This window comes from Pseudomonas sp. B1(2018) (genome assembly GCF_003097365.1).
Classification (GTDB): domain Bacteria; phylum Pseudomonadota; class Gammaproteobacteria; order Pseudomonadales; family Pseudomonadaceae; genus Aquipseudomonas; species Aquipseudomonas laurylsulfatiphila.
In genome coordinates, this window is record NZ_PYUK01000006.1 from 250,517 (window position 1) to 266,720 (window position 16,204).

General features: G+C 60.3%; 10 protein-coding genes. 3 read left to right on the forward strand and 7 right to left on the reverse strand.

Annotated features, from left to right (window positions below; all coding sequences use genetic code 11):
• Positions 1–72 precede the first annotated feature (72 nt).
• The 5 genes from C9422_RS12035 to C9422_RS12055 all read right to left on the reverse strand — a co-directional run bounded on the left by C9422_RS12035 (position 73) and on the right by C9422_RS12055 (position 9,158).
• Positions 73–675, reverse strand: coding sequence for a DUF924 family protein (locus C9422_RS12035; protein ID WP_116580811.1), 603 nt, complete (start codon positions 673–675; stop codon positions 73–75).
• Positions 676–678: 3 nt separating this feature from the next.
• The gene (locus C9422_RS12040; protein WP_007975526.1) at positions 679–1,689 is read right to left on the reverse strand and encodes a class 1 fructose-bisphosphatase; all 1,011 of its coding nucleotides are present in this window, start codon (positions 1,687–1,689) and stop codon (positions 679–681) included.
• 273 nt (positions 1,690–1,962) lie between these two features.
• The gene (locus C9422_RS12045) at positions 1,963–3,336 is read right to left on the reverse strand and encodes a DUF3999 domain-containing protein (RefSeq protein ID WP_116580812.1); all 1,374 of its coding nucleotides are present in this window, start codon (positions 3,334–3,336) and stop codon (positions 1,963–1,965) included.
• Positions 3,333–6,536 carry a DUF2339 domain-containing protein gene (locus C9422_RS12050; protein ID WP_116580813.1) on the reverse strand — a complete coding sequence of 1,068 codons (3,204 nt, stop codon included), beginning with the start codon at positions 6,534–6,536 and terminating at the stop codon, positions 3,333–3,335. Before C9422_RS12050 ends, C9422_RS12045 begins: the two co-directional genes overlap by 4 nt.
• Positions 6,537–6,707: 171 nt before the next feature.
• On the reverse strand, positions 6,708–9,158 hold the full coding sequence (locus C9422_RS12055; protein WP_116580814.1) for a glycogen/starch/alpha-glucan phosphorylase: 2,451 nt from the start codon (positions 9,156–9,158) through the stop codon (positions 6,708–6,710).
• Positions 9,159–9,413: 255 nt separating this feature from the next.
• Here C9422_RS12055 and C9422_RS12060 point away from each other — a divergent pair, with 255 nt between their 5' ends.
• Positions 9,414–9,851 carry a YkgJ family cysteine cluster protein gene (locus C9422_RS12060; RefSeq protein WP_007970630.1) on the forward strand — a complete coding sequence of 146 codons (438 nt, stop codon included), beginning with the start codon at positions 9,414–9,416 and terminating at the stop codon, positions 9,849–9,851.
• A gap of 219 nt (positions 9,852–10,070) precedes the next feature.
• On the opposite strand, the gene typA is transcribed toward C9422_RS12060, so the two are convergent.
• Together typA and thiI are read right to left on the reverse strand one after the other, a co-directional pair.
• Positions 10,071–11,891: a translational GTPase TypA gene (gene typA, locus C9422_RS12065; RefSeq protein ID WP_007970631.1), complete on the reverse strand. Its 1,821-nt coding sequence runs from the start codon at positions 11,889–11,891 to the stop codon at positions 10,071–10,073.
• A 139-nt stretch (positions 11,892–12,030) separates the two neighbouring features.
• Positions 12,031–13,485: a tRNA uracil 4-sulfurtransferase ThiI gene (gene thiI, locus C9422_RS12070; RefSeq protein ID WP_116580815.1), complete on the reverse strand. Its 1,455-nt coding sequence runs from the start codon at positions 13,483–13,485 to the stop codon at positions 12,031–12,033.
• 328 nt (positions 13,486–13,813) lie between these two features.
• On the opposite strand from thiI, the gene glnA reads away from it, so the two are divergent.
• Positions 13,814–15,220, forward strand: a complete 1,407-nt coding sequence (glnA, locus tag C9422_RS12080; protein WP_007970634.1) for a glutamate--ammonia ligase — start codon at positions 13,814–13,816, stop codon at positions 15,218–15,220.
• Positions 15,221–15,517: 297 nt separating this feature from the next.
• Entirely contained in the window at positions 15,518–16,033 is a 516-nt protein-coding gene (locus tag C9422_RS12085; protein WP_116580817.1) for a DUF4124 domain-containing protein, read from the forward strand.
• The last annotated feature ends 171 nt before the right edge of the window (positions 16,034–16,204 follow it).

A 16,204-nucleotide genomic window follows, 5' to 3' on the forward strand; every position in this document is an offset into this window, starting at 1 on the left:
CCTTCGGCAGCTCCTACATGGAAATGAGTTCTCCTGTAGGAGCTGCCGAAGGCTGCGATCTTTTCAGCGGCACTAGAACCGTGACCCAGGCTTCGACAGAAACGCCAGCTCCTCAGCCGTAGACGCCCTTCCCAACACCGCATTGCGATGCGGAAACCGCCCAAACTGCGCAATCACTTGCTGATGCCGCTCGGCATAGTCCAGATAATCGCTGAACAGTGCCCGATCGCTCTCCGGCTGCTGCGCCACCAATTCGATATAGCGCGAGACGCCTTCGTTCTGCACCGCCAGGTTCTCGCTGTGCTCGAACACCAGGTAGATGAACACCCGCTGAATCGGCTGCAACTGCCGGTCGAAATCCGCGGCAATGCCTTGCGCCACCAGTGCCTGAGCCCTGATGTCACCGGAAAAAGCCTTGGGAGAATCGCGAAAGATCATTCGCGGAAGTTGATCGAGCAACAGCACCAGGACCAGCCAACCTTCGGGACGTTGCATCCACTCGGTCAATCCGCCGGCCAGTGCCTGCTCGACCCAGTCCCCGAAACGCTCACGCGCTTCGAGGTCCTGGCTGTCGCGCTTGCCGAACCATAACCTGCCCTTCTGCGCCGCCACTTCGCTTGCCGATCCGGAACTTCCGAACCACCAATCAAGCAACGGCTGCCAGGGCGCGGTCATGGTTTATTCCTTGTGGTAAGCCGTGACGCGGGCCACTTCTTCTTTCGAACCGAGGAACACCGCCACGCGCTGGTGCAGGCCTTCCGGCTGGATGTCGAGGATGCGCTGGTGGCCGTCGGTGGACGCGCCGCCCGCCTGCTCCACCAGGAACGACATCGGGTTGGCTTCGTACATCAGGCGCAGCTTGCCCGGCTTGGACGGCTCGCGGCTGTCACGTGGGTACATGAACAGACCGCCGCGGGTCAGGATGCGGTGCACGTCGGCTACCATCGCGGCGACCCAGCGCATGTTGTAGTTCTTTTTCAGCGGGCCTTCATCGCCGGCCAGCAATTCGCTGACGTAGCGCTGTACCGGTGCTTCCCAGTGACGCTGGTTGGACGCGTTGATGGCAAATTCCTGGGTGGCTTCAGGAATGGTGATGTTCTCGTGGGTCAGCACGAAGCTGCCCATTTCACGGTCCAGGGTGAAGCCTTTCACGCCGTCGCCCAGGGTCAGGATCAGCATGGTCTGTGGACCGTAGATCGCGTAACCGGCGGCCACTTGCTGGGTGCCTGGCTGCAGGAAGGCCTTTTCATTCAAAGGTTCGTTCTGGCTCAGGTATTCGTTCGGGCAACGCAGTACCGAGAAGATGGTGCCGACCGGGGCGTTGATGTCGATGTTCGACGAACCGTCCAGCGGGTCGAATACCAGCAGGTACGCGCCTTTCGGGTATTTGCCCGGGATCTGGTAGGCGTTGTCCATTTCTTCGGACGCCATGCCGGCCAGGTGACCGCCCCATTCGTTGGCTTCGAGCAGGATCTCGTTGGAGATCACGTCGAGCTTCTTTTGCACTTCGCCCTGGACGTTTTCAGTGCCCATGCTGCCCAGTACACCACCCAGGGCGCCTTTGGACACGGCGTGGTTGATCTCCTTGCAGGCACGCGCCACCACTTCGATCAGGAAGCGCAGATCGGCAGGAGTGTTGTTGCTGCGGGTCTGCTCAATCAAATAGCGACTCAAGGTAACGCGGGACATGGAAGGCTCCGGTGGAATGGGGGGGCTAAAAACCCGCGCAGTTTAACGCGAGTCGGGGCGCATTTCCTCCTATCAGACGTGATCCGCCGAAGAGAGTTCATGCGCGGGGTTGAGCGTAGATGGAAATGGGCGGGGTGTGAGCTGGAAAGTAGCGCTCATCTCAGCATTTTTATTGACTGATATACCGCTATCGCGAGCAAGCTCGCTCCCACAGGGACAGCGCAATACCTGTGGGAGCGAGCTTGCTCGCGATTGGGTGCGCAGCACCCACAATCAAGGTTTGGCAGTAGGCTTGCGCAGCAAACTGAACGCCATCGCCGCCAGAAACACCACGCAGAGCAGCAACACCGCCCACAACCCGAATTTCTTCCAGCCGGTGTCGATCGGCGCCGACGTGGTGACTGTCGGCGGCTGCCTAGCCGCCGCCCCGACATCCACCATGGCCCGGCCCAAGGTCGCCAGCTTTTGCGGGCTGTAATCCGGAATCAGCGTCGACAGCGGCAAGTTCGCCGCCTTCGCCGTCGAGCTCCCCACCGCCAGCGTGTAAGGCCCCGGCCCACGTGCCAGAAACACCAGTTGCGTGGCGCGCATGGCAAACTTCAGCGTCGGCGCCTGATCACCCAGGCCGCCGCCGCGTTCGTCCACGGTCAGTTTCAATTGCTGGACGATTTGCCCGGACAACTGCAATTGGTTTTGCACCACCTCCTGACCATTCTGCGTCAGGCGATAGAGCAAACCACTGCCCAACGGCTGCCATGGCAGGCTGCTGTCGCGCCGACCGGCCAGACTCACCGGCGCCAGGCTGTTGGGCTGGCTCAACCCGACCTGAACCCGCTCGACATTCAGCCCCATCGGCAACTGCCAGGTGTATACACCCGCCTTCTCGGTGCTGCCGGTCAACGCCTGGGACCAGACCAACGGCAGCGGCAGGTTGCGGGTATTGGCGCTTTGCAGTTGCGCCGAAGTCAGTGTCGGCGCCGAATGCGGGGTGATCCACAGCAACCGCAGATAGCGCGCCGACTGTCCCGGCAGGTTGACCTCATGCTGTTCGACCCGCTCGTCGGAAAAGGTCAGGCGCGCCACCTGCCCTTCGCCCCAGGACTGCCAATGCTGCAGATCATCGCTGGCTTCAACGGTGAAACGCTGGAAGCCGTCGCGTTCGCTGGTCCAGTCGAGAATCAATTGCTGCAATGGCGCCTTGATCGAGGAAGCGTCGAGCAACCAGCCGCGCAGCTCCTCCTCACCCGGCTCCAGCTGACTGGAGGGCTGCACCTCGACCAAGGTGCCATTGGCGCTCGATTGCACCCGCACGCTTGGTGCGGTTTCAGTGGCGTCCTCCGAGTTGTACAGCGCAAACCGCTTCACCTCGGTCAGGGTGCGCGTTTCACTGCTCTGCGCAGACTCCCGGGCCAGGGCGTACGCCTGAACATCACCGACGGCATTGAACACCCGCAGGTCGCTCAGGTCGGCCTGGCGCGCACTCAGTTGCACGCTCAACGGCAGTTCAAGGCGATACCAAGGGCCTTCGCCCGCGACCGACAAAGGCACTTGGGTGGTGAAGTCCGCCGGTTTTTCCTGGGCGACCGCCGACAACACCACACCCATGGCAACAATACCCAGCCAACCCAGGTTCAGCTTCTGACTCAAGACGACACTCCTTGTGATTCCGGGACTGGTTTGCCGGTATCCGGCACAGCTTCGGCGCGCTTGGGCGGTAGCGGAGCGAAATACCCCACTACCAGCAACAGCAGGCCGACACCGATAAACGAAACGATCCGCGCCAGCCCGCCGCGATTGCTCAACTCGACAAAAAACAGCTTGGCCACGACCACGCCAATCAAGGCCGCACCGATCAGCCAGACTTCGCGACGGCGACGCAAATGGCCGCCAATCATCAGGCTCAGGGCCATCAAGGTCCAGACAATGGACAGGCCGGCTTGCACCCGCATCGACTCCAGCAACGGATCCAGCTCGAACGGCACTCCGCTCCAATGGTGCGTCGTGCGCATCACCAAGGCCGTAAAGAATGCGAACAGCGAGGCACCTGCGAGCCCTTGCGTGGCGATGGCGGCGTAATCCTTGCGGACAGCCAGTTGGGGCATGGCGCTGCGGGACCAGACATAGACGCCGAACAACGCAAACAACAGGCCCAGCTCCAGCGGGTTGATCAATGGCACGTAAGGCAGTGGCTCGGCGTTGCCCTCACTGGCGATATTCGCCAGCCAGAACCAGCCGAGCATCAGCAAGGCCAGCGGCGCAGCGGCGTACACGCGGTATTCCCGAGAATAGGCCGACACCGGCCAAGGCCATGCGCGAGGTGCTGCCATCAATACCAGATACAGGCTTGGCAGAATCGCCCAGCCCAACCAGCGCCAGGCGTTGTATTGCTCGGACAACACCAGCAAGGCGTAACGCAGTTCCAGCGCCAGCACGCCCATCAACAGCCAGCAACCGAGCACATGGGCGACGCTCAGCACGGGCGCTGGCAGCATGGGCGCCAGGCGTCGCAGGGACATGAAATGCACGACGAACACGGCGGCCCATGCCAGCCAGCCGAAGTTGGCCGCTGGGTGATAACGCGAGTGCCAGGCCGCGAGCAGCACCAGTGCCGCAGCGGGAATCAACACCGTGCCGAGCCCCGCCAGTGACGGCCATTTCAGGCGCAGCGCCAATACCGTCCACAGCGCAACACTCACGGCAGTGATGCCCAACAACAAAGTCGCCTGCATCGACTGCGGCGCAAAATGCAGTACTTCGATGACCCAGGCCAGCGCCCACCAGCCTGCGCCCCATACCAGCAATGCCTGGGACAAGCGCAACAGACTCAGCCCTACGAACGCGGTGAACGCATGACCGATCTGCAAACGCCAGGCCCCGACCATCGCGGCCAGCCCCAGCACCAGCGGCGCCCAGAAACCGCCATGGGCCAGGGGCTGCAGACCGTCACTGAACTGCGGCCCAGTCGTCAGGAACAGCGCGCCACCCAACAATTGCACAGCGAGCGCGGTGAACACGAACGTGCGCGATTGCAGGTGCAAGCCAACAAACAGCGTGAGCGCCCCGGCCAAGGCCCAACTGATCACCGTGCCGTGGCTGAAGAAAAACAAGGGTGCCAGCAAATAGAGAAACGCCAGCCCGAGACAAGCCAATACCGGCAGGCCTTTGAGCTCCCATGGCCTGATCTGCTCCGGCAAGGCTTTACGCAATTGGTAGAAGCTGAACAGCAAGGCGACGCCCAGTAACAGTGCACCTAGCGGTACACCGCCGAGCAGGCTGCTTTCGCTGTCGTGCAGTTCGCTGAGAAACGCCAGCGCCGCCCCCAATTGCAGCAGCAAGGCAAAGGCCCGGCCCAGGGGCCTTTGTTGGCGCAGACCGAGCCAGAAGATCCCCGCGCCTTCCACCGCCCATGCCGCCGTCGTCCAGCGTGCATCGAGCCCCAGCGGTATCGCCAGGCTGGCGAAGATCACGCCCAGGGCCAGGCAGGTTTCTCCCAACAACAGCGTGCGCCCGGCCATCAGCCAACGGGCAAGCCCCATGTAAATCATGCCCATTGCCAAGGCACTGAATGCTGCAGCGAATTCCAGATGCTGCACCAGCGCGAACTGCAAGCCGAAACCCGCCAGTGGCGGACCGAACAACAGCGTGCCGTCGACGTAGTCCCCCTTGCGCGCCGACCAGCGCAGCAGTGCTTCGCGACTGCCGTCTGCGGGTGTATCGCCCATCTCCATCAATCGGCGCCGGGCGAACAGCAGACCAATGGCCAGGTACATCAGGAAAAACAAAATCAGAAACGGCTCGGTGCTCCACAACAGCTCCGGCGAGTAGGAGCGCAGGCCCCAGGCAAACCCGATGCCGAAAGTGCCGGTGAAGCCGATGACATTCAACAACCGCCAGGCCTTGAACCAGGCGATGGCGAAGATGCCGGCGTTGAGCAGGGTAAAGTAGCTGAACAGTGCGACATGGCTGCCGGCGCCGGTGGAGGCCAGGATGGGCGCGGCGAATCCGCCCAGTGCGGCCGCGGCGGCCAGCCCCAGGGAATCCTGGGCAATGGCGAGAATCGCCGAACAGACTGTCACCGCCACCAGCAGGCCAAACCCCGCCGAGGGATCGAGCAGCGGATGCAGGCGCATCGCGGCAAACACCGTCAGGTACAACACGGCGATCCCGGCACCCTGCAGGATCAATGCGTAACTGCTGTTGCGGGCCCTCAACCACCAACCCAGCCCGAGCAACCCCAGTGCAGCCGCCGCAACACCCGCGTAGCGCAACTCAACCGGCACCACCACGCCTTCGGTGGCGTAACGCAGCAGAAAGGCCAGACCGAGGAACAGCAACACCACGCCGACGCGCAACACGGTATTGCCACCGAACAACCAGGCGCGGGCACGACTGATGGCGCGCTCGATGAGATTCGGGCCACGGGGGGAGGCCGGCGTTTGTGCTTCGCGAACGGTAGGCTTGGGCTTCCAGGCATCGGCGGCCGGACGACCGATTTCGCTGGCCGCGGCCTGGATTGGCTCGAGTTCGGGCGGCAGTTCCCAGACCAATTCCGTGGCTGCGGCAGGGGCTTCATCAAGGACGGTTTCAGGTGAGACAAGCGGCTCGCGGGTTTCCGGCGCCTTGACGCCCGATGCTTCGAGCAGCGCCAGCCTTTGCTCGACCGCTTGCAGGGCTGCTTGCGCCTGAGCCAGCAAACGCTGCTGCTCCACAGCCTGAGAGTCCATGCGGGCCAAGCGAAGGGCCTGGCCGATACCCAGTCCGAGTAACGCGCCCAGCAGCGCATCGCTGAATGACTCGTCGAGTATCCAGCCGAGCACCAGCCCTATCAGCATGAACATCCATTGCATGGTCGATATCCCTGAGCGCATTGGCCAATCCGGAAAGATTAGCTCAGCCGTATCCATAAAGATCGCAGCCTTCGGCATCTCCTACAGAATCACGTAATGCCGCGACCATGTAGGAGCTGCCGAAGGCTGCGATCTTTTCCGGCGCGCCAGTATATCCACCCGCCTGAAGACTTACTCCAGCGCCTTCCAGATTTCCGTGGCGTACTCGCGAATGGTCCGGTCCGACGAGAACCAGCCCATCCGCGCCGTGTTCAACACCGCTGAACGCCACCACTCCTTCGAATCGTGCCAATGGGCTTCGACGCGCATCTGCGCGTGCCAGTAGGAATCAAAGTCGGCACAGACCAGGAAGCGGTCGTAATCCACCAGCGAATCGATCAACCCAGTGTAACGGGACGGGTCATCCGGCGAGAACACCCCGCCACGAATCGCTTGCAGCACATCGCTCAGGCGATGGGACGCGGCGATGTCCGGTACGGCGCTGAACTCATGGTTCTGCTTGCGCGCCTCCACCTGCTGCGCGCTGAGGCCGAAGATGAACATGTGCTCGGCACCGATGCGGTCGCACATTTCCACGTTGGCCCCGTCCAGGGTGCCGATGGTCAGCGCGCCGTTCAGGCCGAACTTCATGTTGCTGGTGCCTGACGCTTCGAAACCGGCGGTGGAGATCTGCTCGGACAAATCCGCCGCCGGAATGATGCTCTCCGCCAGGCTGACGTTGTAGTTGGGCAGGAACACCACTTTGAGCAAGCCGCGCACGGTCGGGTCGTTGTTCACCACCCGGGCGATGTCGTTGGTCAGCTTGATGATCAGTTTGGCCTGGTGATAACTCGCGGCTGCCTTGCCGGCGAAGATTTTCACCCGTGGCACCCAGTCGATTTCAGGTTCGGCGCGGATCGCCTGGTACAACGCCACGGTGTGCATCAGGTTAAGCAACTGGCGTTTGTATTCGTGGATACGCTTGACCTGCACGTCGAACATCGCCGCCGGATTGACCGCTACACCCAAGCGCTCATGAATCAGGTACGCCAGGGCTTTCTTGCTGTGCAGGCGTTGCTCGGCGAACGCCTTGCGGAACGCGCTTTTCTCGGCGAACGGCTCGAGGGCGAGCAAACGCTCTTCCGGGTTGTCCAGCACCTCGGGGCCCAAGGCATCGACCAGCATCGAGGTCAGCTCGGGGTTGGCCTGGTACAGCCAGCGGCGGAAGGTAATGCCATTGGTCTTGTTGTTGATTCGCTCCGGGTACAGCTTGTGCAGTTCGGAGAACACCGTCTTGCGCATCAGTTGCGTGTGCAAACCGGACACGCCGTTGACGCTGTGGGAGCCGAGAAACGCCAGGTTGCCCATGCGCACCCGACGACCGTTGTCTTCCTCGATCAGCGACACCGCGCGCAGCACATCGAAGTCGTGGATGCCTTTGGCCCGCAGGGAGTCGATGTGGTGGGCGTTGATCAGGTAAATGATCTGCATGTGCCGCGGCAACATGCGCTCCATCAAGCCGACCGGCCAGGTTTCCAGCGCTTCGGGCAACAAGGTGTGGTTGGTGTAGGACAGCGTATCGACGGTGACTTGCCACGCCGCATCCCATGCCACGTCATAGACGTCGACCAGTTGCCGCATCAGTTCAGCCACGGCAATCGAGGGGTGGGTGTCGTTGAGCTGGATCGAGGCGTGATCGCCCAGGGTCAGCACCGAGGTGTGCATGTTGCGATGGCGGCGCAACAGATCCTGCAACGAGGCGGCGACGAAGAAATACTCCTGGCGCAGGCGCAACTCCTGGCCGGCCTCGGTGCTGTCCGCCGGGTACAGCACCCGGGAGATACTCTCGGCCCGGGCCACTTCGGCCACGGCGCCCAGGTGGTCACCGGCGTTGAAACGCTCCAGGTGCAGATCTTCCATGGCCCGGGCGCGCCACAGGCGCAGCGTGTTGACGCTCGCCCCGCGCCAGCCGACCACCGGCGTGTCGTAGGCAATCGCCCGCACGGTTTCCGCCGGGGACCAGACTTGTCGGGATTTGCCGGTGTCGTCGGTCAGGGTCTCGACACTGCCGCCGAAACCGATGGTGTAGACCACTTCCGGCCGCTCGAACTCCCAGGGGTTACCGAAATCCAGCCAGTGTTCGGTCTGCTCCTGCTGCCAGCCGTCGACAATCGCCTGGCGGAACAACCCGTGCTCATAGCGAATGCCGTAACCATGACCGGCGATGCCGAGGGTCGACATGCTTTCCAGGAAACACGCCGCCAGACGCCCGAGGCCGCCGTTGCCCAGGGCCGCGTCAGGCTCCAGAAGTCGGATGCGCTCAAGGTCGACGCCGAGTTCGGTCAGGGCTTCGCGCGCCACGTCGAGCAGGCCGAGGTTGCTCAGGCTGTCGAACAGCAGCCGGCCGATGAGGAATTCGAGGGAAAGGTAATAAACGCGCTTCTGGCCTTTGCGGTAGATCTGCCGCGTGTGGTCCATCCAGTGCTCGACCATGTGATCCCGCGCGGCCAGGGCGATGGCTTCGAACCAGTCATGGTCGAAGGCGTGATCCGGGTCTTTACCCACTGCATAAGTGAGCTTGGTCAAGACGGCGTCGCGGAATGCGGCCACCTCTGCTTCGCGAACAAGTGGTTCTTGAGTCATCGATAGGACCTCGAGCGAGCTTGGAGTTGTCTGAGCCTAGACGGTCTGACAGGCGGTAGAGGCTCTGGTTCGGCAGTTTTTCCTGTAAGTGCGAATCGGGTCGGCAATACATTGTCGAGTACCTGATTCAATGCAGGGGCCGTGCCGGATTAGCGGTTTATTGGCCGGCAGTGAAAAAATCTGGCGAAACGTTGTTCAAAAATCCACCAGTCCCGGTATGATCGCGCGCCCTGATGCACACGCTGGTAACAAACGATGATGAAGCCGAACCTGATCGCTGCCGCAGAGATCGACCGCCTCGATACCTGGGCCAAGTACTCTGCCCCGATGTGCGGCTCGTGCATGTCCAGCTGCTGCACCCTGCCCGTCGAGGTCAAGATCAAGGACCTGATCCGCATCGGCGTGGTCGACGAGTTCGAGCTGGGCGATCCACCGAAGAACATCGCCAAGCGCCTGCAAAAGGAAGGTCTGGTCGAGCGTTTCAACCAGAAGTCGGGAATCTTTACCCTCCAGCGCATGAGCAACAACGATTGCCTGTATCTGGATCGTAAGAGCCGTCTGTGCACTATTTATGATAAGCGCCCGGATACTTGCCGCAATCACCCGAAAATCGGCCCGCGGCCGGGGTATTGCGCGTACAAGCCGAAGGAAGTGGAGCGCGAGCGGAATTCGCGCAGTATCGAGCGGTTCTGATATTGCCTGAAACCAGTGGCGGCTGATCGGCCGCCATCGCGAGCAAGCTCGCTCCCACAGTGTTCGAGGTGAACCACAAATTGTGTGAACACCACAGAACCCCTGTGGGAGCGAGCTTGCTCGCGATGAGGCCGGCACAAACACCGCACAAACCGCACACAAACAAAAACGCCCCCGGCCTTTCGACCGGGGGCGTTTTCGTTCAGCCAGGGCTAAATCTTATGCCTTGGCTTTCTTGGCAGCGCGGGTACGCTCGCTTTCGTCCAGGATCTTCTTGCGAAGACGGATGGACTTAGGCGTCACTTCGCACAGCTCGTCGTCCTGGATGAATTCCAGAGCCTGTTCCAGGGTGAAGCGAACAGGTGGAACCAGAGCGATGGTTTCGTCTTTACCCGAAGCACGCATGTTGTCGAGCTTCTTGCCCTTGGTAGGGTTGACGCCCAGGTCGTTGTCACGGCTGTTCAGACCAACGATCTGACCGTTGTAGATTTCCTGACCGTGTTCTACGAACAGCTTGCCACGCGCCTGCAGGGTTTCCAGGGAGTAGGTCAGCGCCTTGCCGGTTTCAACCGAAACCAGAACGCCGTTCTGACGGCCGGACATGTCGCCGGACTTCATCACGTCGTAACGGTCGAAGATCGAGGTCAGGATGCCAGCGCCGTTGGTCAGGGTCAGGAACTGGTTACGGAAACCGATCAGACCACGAGCAGGGATGTTGTATTCCAGACGTACACGGCCCTTGCCATCCGGCACCATGTTGGTCAGGTCGCCCTTACGCAGGCCCATCTCTTCCATCACCTTGCCCTGGGATTCTTCCGGCAGGTCGATGGTGACGTTTTCGAACGGTTCGTGTTTCACGCCGTCAACCAGACGGATGATCACTTCCGGACGGCCTACAGCCATTTCGAAGCCTTCGCGACGCATGGTTTCGATCAATACCGAGAGGTGCAGTTCGCCACGGCCGGAAACCTTGAACTTGTCAGCCGAGTCGCCTTCTTCAACGCGCAGTGCAACGTTGTACAGCAGCTCTTTGTCCAGACGTTCCTTGATGTTACGGGAAGTCACGAACTTGCCTTCTTTACCGCAGAATGGCGAGTCGTTTACCTGGAAGGTCATGGAAACGGTTGGCTCGTCGACGGTCAACGGCTTCATCGCTTCAACGGTGTCCGGGTGGCACAGGGTGTCGGAGATGAACAGCGAGTCCATACCGCTGATGCACACGATGTCGCCTGCAGCTGCTTCTTCAACGTCTACACGGTGCAGACCGTGGTGACCCATCAGCTTCAGGATACGACCGTTACGCTTCTTGCCGTCGGCGCCGATAGCCACAACCGGGGTGTTCGGCTTGACGCGACCGCGAGCGATACGGCCAACGCCGATAACACCCAGGAAGCTGTTGTAGTCCAGTGCGGAGATCTGCATCTGGAACGGACCGTCACGGTCGACTTTCGGCGCAGGTACGTTGTCGACGATCGACTGGTACAGCGGGGTCATGTCTTCAGCCATTTCGGTGTGGTCCAGACCGGCAATACCGTTCAGGGCCGAGGCGTAGACGACTTTGAAGTCCAGCTGTTCTTCGGTGGCACCCAGGTTGTCGAACAGGTCGAAGATCTGGTCCAGAACCCAGTCCGGACGCGCGCCTGGACGGTCAACCTTGTTGATGCACACGATTGGACGCAGGCCGGCTTCGAAAGCCTTCTTGGTCACGAAACGGGTTTGCGGCATAGGGCCGTCTTGAGCGTCAACCAGCAGCAGAACGGAGTCGACCATCGACATTACGCGTTCAACTTCGCCGCCGAAGTCGGCGTGGCCCGGGGTGTCCACGATGTTGATGTGGTAGCCGTTCCAGTTGATGGCGGTGTTTTTCGCCAGAATGGTAATACCGCGCTCTTTTTCCTGGTCGTTGGAGTCCATCACGCGCTCGTCGTTGAGCTCGTTGCGCTCCAGGGTGCCGGATTGACGCAGGAGTTTGTCTACCAGGGTGGTTTTACCATGGTCAACGTGGGCAATGATGGCGATGTTGCGTAGATTTTCGATCACTTGTGTATCTCGATCAGAGGATTCGGTGTGCTGACAAGTCTTGGCAGCGATTAACAGTAGCGTCCGTGAAAGCCGTTACAGCTTGACGGTGGCGTCGGGGGGCCGGTGACGCAGGCCACAGGCAAACAGCCCCGGGCACTTAGCTCGGTCGATAAACGCGCACATTGGCATGCCCCTCACTGAGCAAATGGTGGGCATGCAGGCGACTCATCACGCCTTTGTCGCAATACAGCAGGTACTGGCGAGTAGGGTCCAGTTCCTTGAAACGAGCGTTCACTGCATAAAACGGCATCGTTTGTACCTCGATGCCAGCAAGCTCCAGCGGGTCGTCTTCAGCGGCATCCGGGTGACGAATGTCGATGACGATCTGACCGGCCAGCGCTTCGCTGACTTCTTCAATCTGCAAGTCCTGGCCCAATTCGTCGATCACGCGATCGATCGGCACCAGCTTGGCGTTTTCGAGCGCACGCTCGAGCACCGCCATATCGAATTCTTTCTCTTCGTGCTCGACACGGTAGCGCTTGGCGGCGGTCTTCGGATTGACCGAAATGACCCCGCAATACTCCGGCATGTGCCGGGCGAAATCGGCGGTGCCGATCTCGTTGGCCGTGTCGATGATGTCCTGCTTGTGCGCGACGATCAGTGGACGCAAGACCAGCTTGTCGGTCACGCAATCGATCACCGACAGGTTTGGCAGCGTCTGGCTCGACACCTGGGAGATCGCCTCACCGGTGACGAGGGCCTCGATGTGCAGTCGATCGGCAATTTGGGACGAAGCGCGCAACATCATACGCTTCAATACTACGCCCATATGACTGTTATCGACTTTGCCGAGAATTTCGCCCAGCACTTCCTCGAACGGCACACTGACAAATAGCACGCGTTGCGAGCTGCCGTACTTCTTCCAGATGAAATGCGCGACTTCCATGACGCCCAGTTCGTGGGCACGTCCGCCCAGGTTGAAGAAGCAGAAATGCGCCATCAAGCCGCGGCGCATGATCTGGTAGGCCGCCACGGTGGAATCGAAGCCACCGGACATCAGCACCAGCGTCTGCTCCAGCGCGCCCAGCGGATATCCGCCGATGCCGTTGTGCTGGCTGTGGATCACGAACAACCGTTGGTCGCGAACTTCGATGCGGACTTCGATTTCAGGCTTTTTCAGGTCGATCCCGGCGGCACCACACTGACGGCGCAACTGGCTGCCGACATATTTCTCGATATCGATCGAGCTGAACGGGTGCTTGCCGGCACGCTTGCAGCGCACCGAGAAGATCTTGCCGGCCAGTGCATCGCCGTAGTGCTGCTTGCACTTCTCAACGATGTCGTCGAAATCGCCCAGCGGGTACTCGTCGATCTGCAGGAAGTGCGCGATGCCCGGCATGCAGCTCAGGCGCTCGCCCATCTCCTTCAGGGCCTTGGGGTCGCTGACGCGGGTTTCCAGCTCGAGGTTGTCCCACACGCCGTTCACCACCACAGCCGGGTCCAGATCGCGGAGCACGGCACGGATGTTCTTGGCCAATTGGCGGATGAAACGCATCCGTACCGGGCGGCTCTTGATGGTGATCTCAGGGAAGACTTTTACGATTAATTTCATGGAAACAGCGCGCGCAGGGCCTGCCGAAAAAGGGGGGCGCGGATTATAGCGGAAATTGCTCAAGGTTTAACCAGTTAATGTGCAGAAGGTTTTGCACGCACCAAAACGGGTCATTTATTGAAATGAACGCCACATTGTAGGGCGGTATTTTTAGCTTTATGGTGCTTTTCCGCCTGACAGGCGTGAAATTGGGGCAAAAAACCCATGCTGGGGCACTGGCATGCAATTTGCTCCCTTGTGAGGCAGGTTGCCTTGGCAGAGTATTCGCGCCGGCATCACCCACATTTAAGGGCATCCACTACTAGCCCGAAGCCACCCGGAGGACACTATGTCGAAGTCGGTTCAACTCATCAAAGATCATGACGTCAAATGGATTGATCTGCGCTTCACGGACACCAAAGGCACTCAGCACCACGTGACCATGCCGGCTCGCGATGCGCTGGATGACGACTTCTTCGAAGTCGGCAAAATGTTCGACGGTTCCTCCATCGCTGGCTGGAAAGGCATCGAAGCCTCCGACATGATCCTGATGCCAGACGACTCCACCGCCGTTCTCGATCCGTTCACCGAAGAACCGACCCTGATCCTGGTCTGCGACATCATCGAGCCTTCGAGCATGCAAGGCTACGACCGCGACCCACGTGCGATCGCCAAGCGCGCCGAAGAGCACCTGAAAGCCACCGGTATCGGTGACACCGTATTCGCAGGTCCAGAGCCAGAGTTCTTCATCTTTGACCAGGTGAAGTTCAAGTCCGACATTTCCGGCTCCATGTTCAAGATCTACTCCGAACAAGGTTCCTGGATGTCCGACCAGGACATCGAAGGCGGCAACAAGGGCCACCGTCCAGGCGTCAAAGGCGGCTACTTCCCGGTTCCACCGTTCGACCACGACCACGAAATCCGTACCTCCATGTGCAACGCACTGGAAGAAATGGGCCTGACCGTCGAAGTTCACCACCACGAAGTGGCGACTGCTGGCCAGAACGAAATCGGCGTCAAGTTCAACACCCTGGTGAAGAAAGCCGACGAAACCCAAACCCTGAAGTACGTCGTGCACAACGTTGCCGATGCCTACGGCCGCACCGCGACCTTCATGCCTAAGCCACTGTACGGCGACAACGGCTCGGGTATGCACGTGCACATGTCCATCTGGAAAGATGGCAAGAACACCTTCGCAGGCGAAGGCTATGCCGGCCTGTCGGACACCGCCCTGTACTTCATCGGCGGCATCATCAAACACGGTAAGGCCCTGAACGGCTTCACCAACCCGGCGACCAACTCCTACAAGCGTCTGGTTCCAGGCTTCGAAGCACCAGTAATGCTGGCCTACTCGGCTCGCAACCGCTCCGCTTCGATCCGCATTCCTTACGTGTCGAGCCCGAAAGCCCGCCGTATCGAAGCACGCTTCCCGGATCCGGCTGCCAACCCGTACCTGTGCTTCGCCGCACTGTTGATGGCTGGCCTGGACGGCATCCAGAACAAGATCCACCCTGGCGACGCCGCTGACAAAAACCTGTACGACCTGCCGCCTGAAGAGGCGAAAGAGATTCCACAAGTTTGCGGCAGCCTGAAGGAAGCCCTGGAAGAGCTGGACAAAGGTCGTGCGTTCCTGACCAAAGGCGGCGTTTTCAGCGATGACTTCATCGACGCTTACATCGCCCTGAAAAGCGAAGAAGAAATCAAGGTACGTACCTTCGTACACCCACTGGAATACGAGCTGTACTACAGCTGCTGATCCGGTAGCGCTGCTGCACGCGGCGTGACAAAAGAGGCCTCCTTCGGGAGGCCTTTTTTATTGCCAGCGATTCAACGGCTGACGCACATCCCTGTGGGAGCGAGCTTGCCCGCGAAGGCGTCAGTGCACTCAACATCTGCTTATCAGACAGACCGCTTTCGCGAGCAAGCCCGCTCCCACCGGGATTTGTAGCGCCTTGGAATATCTCGCAAACCATACCCAGATGTTTAGCGGCTTGGTTCAAACATACCGCCTGACCTATGCTGCAACCCAACGCTTTCGCTTCCGGTCGATTCCATGGGTCGTGGTTTTCTGTTCATCCTGCTGCTGATCGCCCTGCCCGCCATGGCGCAGATCTACAAATACACAGACGCCAACGGCGCCACTGCGTACAGCAATCAACCGCCTGACGGCACCAGCGCCCAACCGGTCCACTTGCCGCCCCTCAACAGCATTGAGCGCCAGCCTCCCGGTGAAGCCGCGCCTGCTGCTGAAACCGCCCCGAATGAGCAGCCCCAAAAGCCCTATGAAGTGCTGGAGCTTGCCGGCCTGCCCAATACCGAAGCTCTGCGCGCCAACAATGGCACCTTCACGATAAACGTACTGATCAAGCCGCGCCTGCAAGCCCCCCACCTGCTGCGCCTGCTGCTGGACGATCAACCCTACGGCCAGCCAGTCAACGTGCCCATCCTGCAACTGGTGAACATCGATCGCGGCGAGCATCGCCTCGCCGTGCAAGTGATCGATGGCGAAAACGTTGTGCAGCAGAGCCACACCGCAACCTTCACCTTGCAACGAGTGCACACGCGCTGAAGGCCTGGCTGTTGATTGCCGGCTTCATTGCACTGCTCATGTCGGCACGAAAAACCCCATTCCTGCGACTTTTCTAACCTCATTCAGGTTTGCGCACTATATTGGTGCAACAGCTTGCACCGTACTCACATTCCAACCCATTTTGGTTCGAAATTACCCGTGAACGCCGGC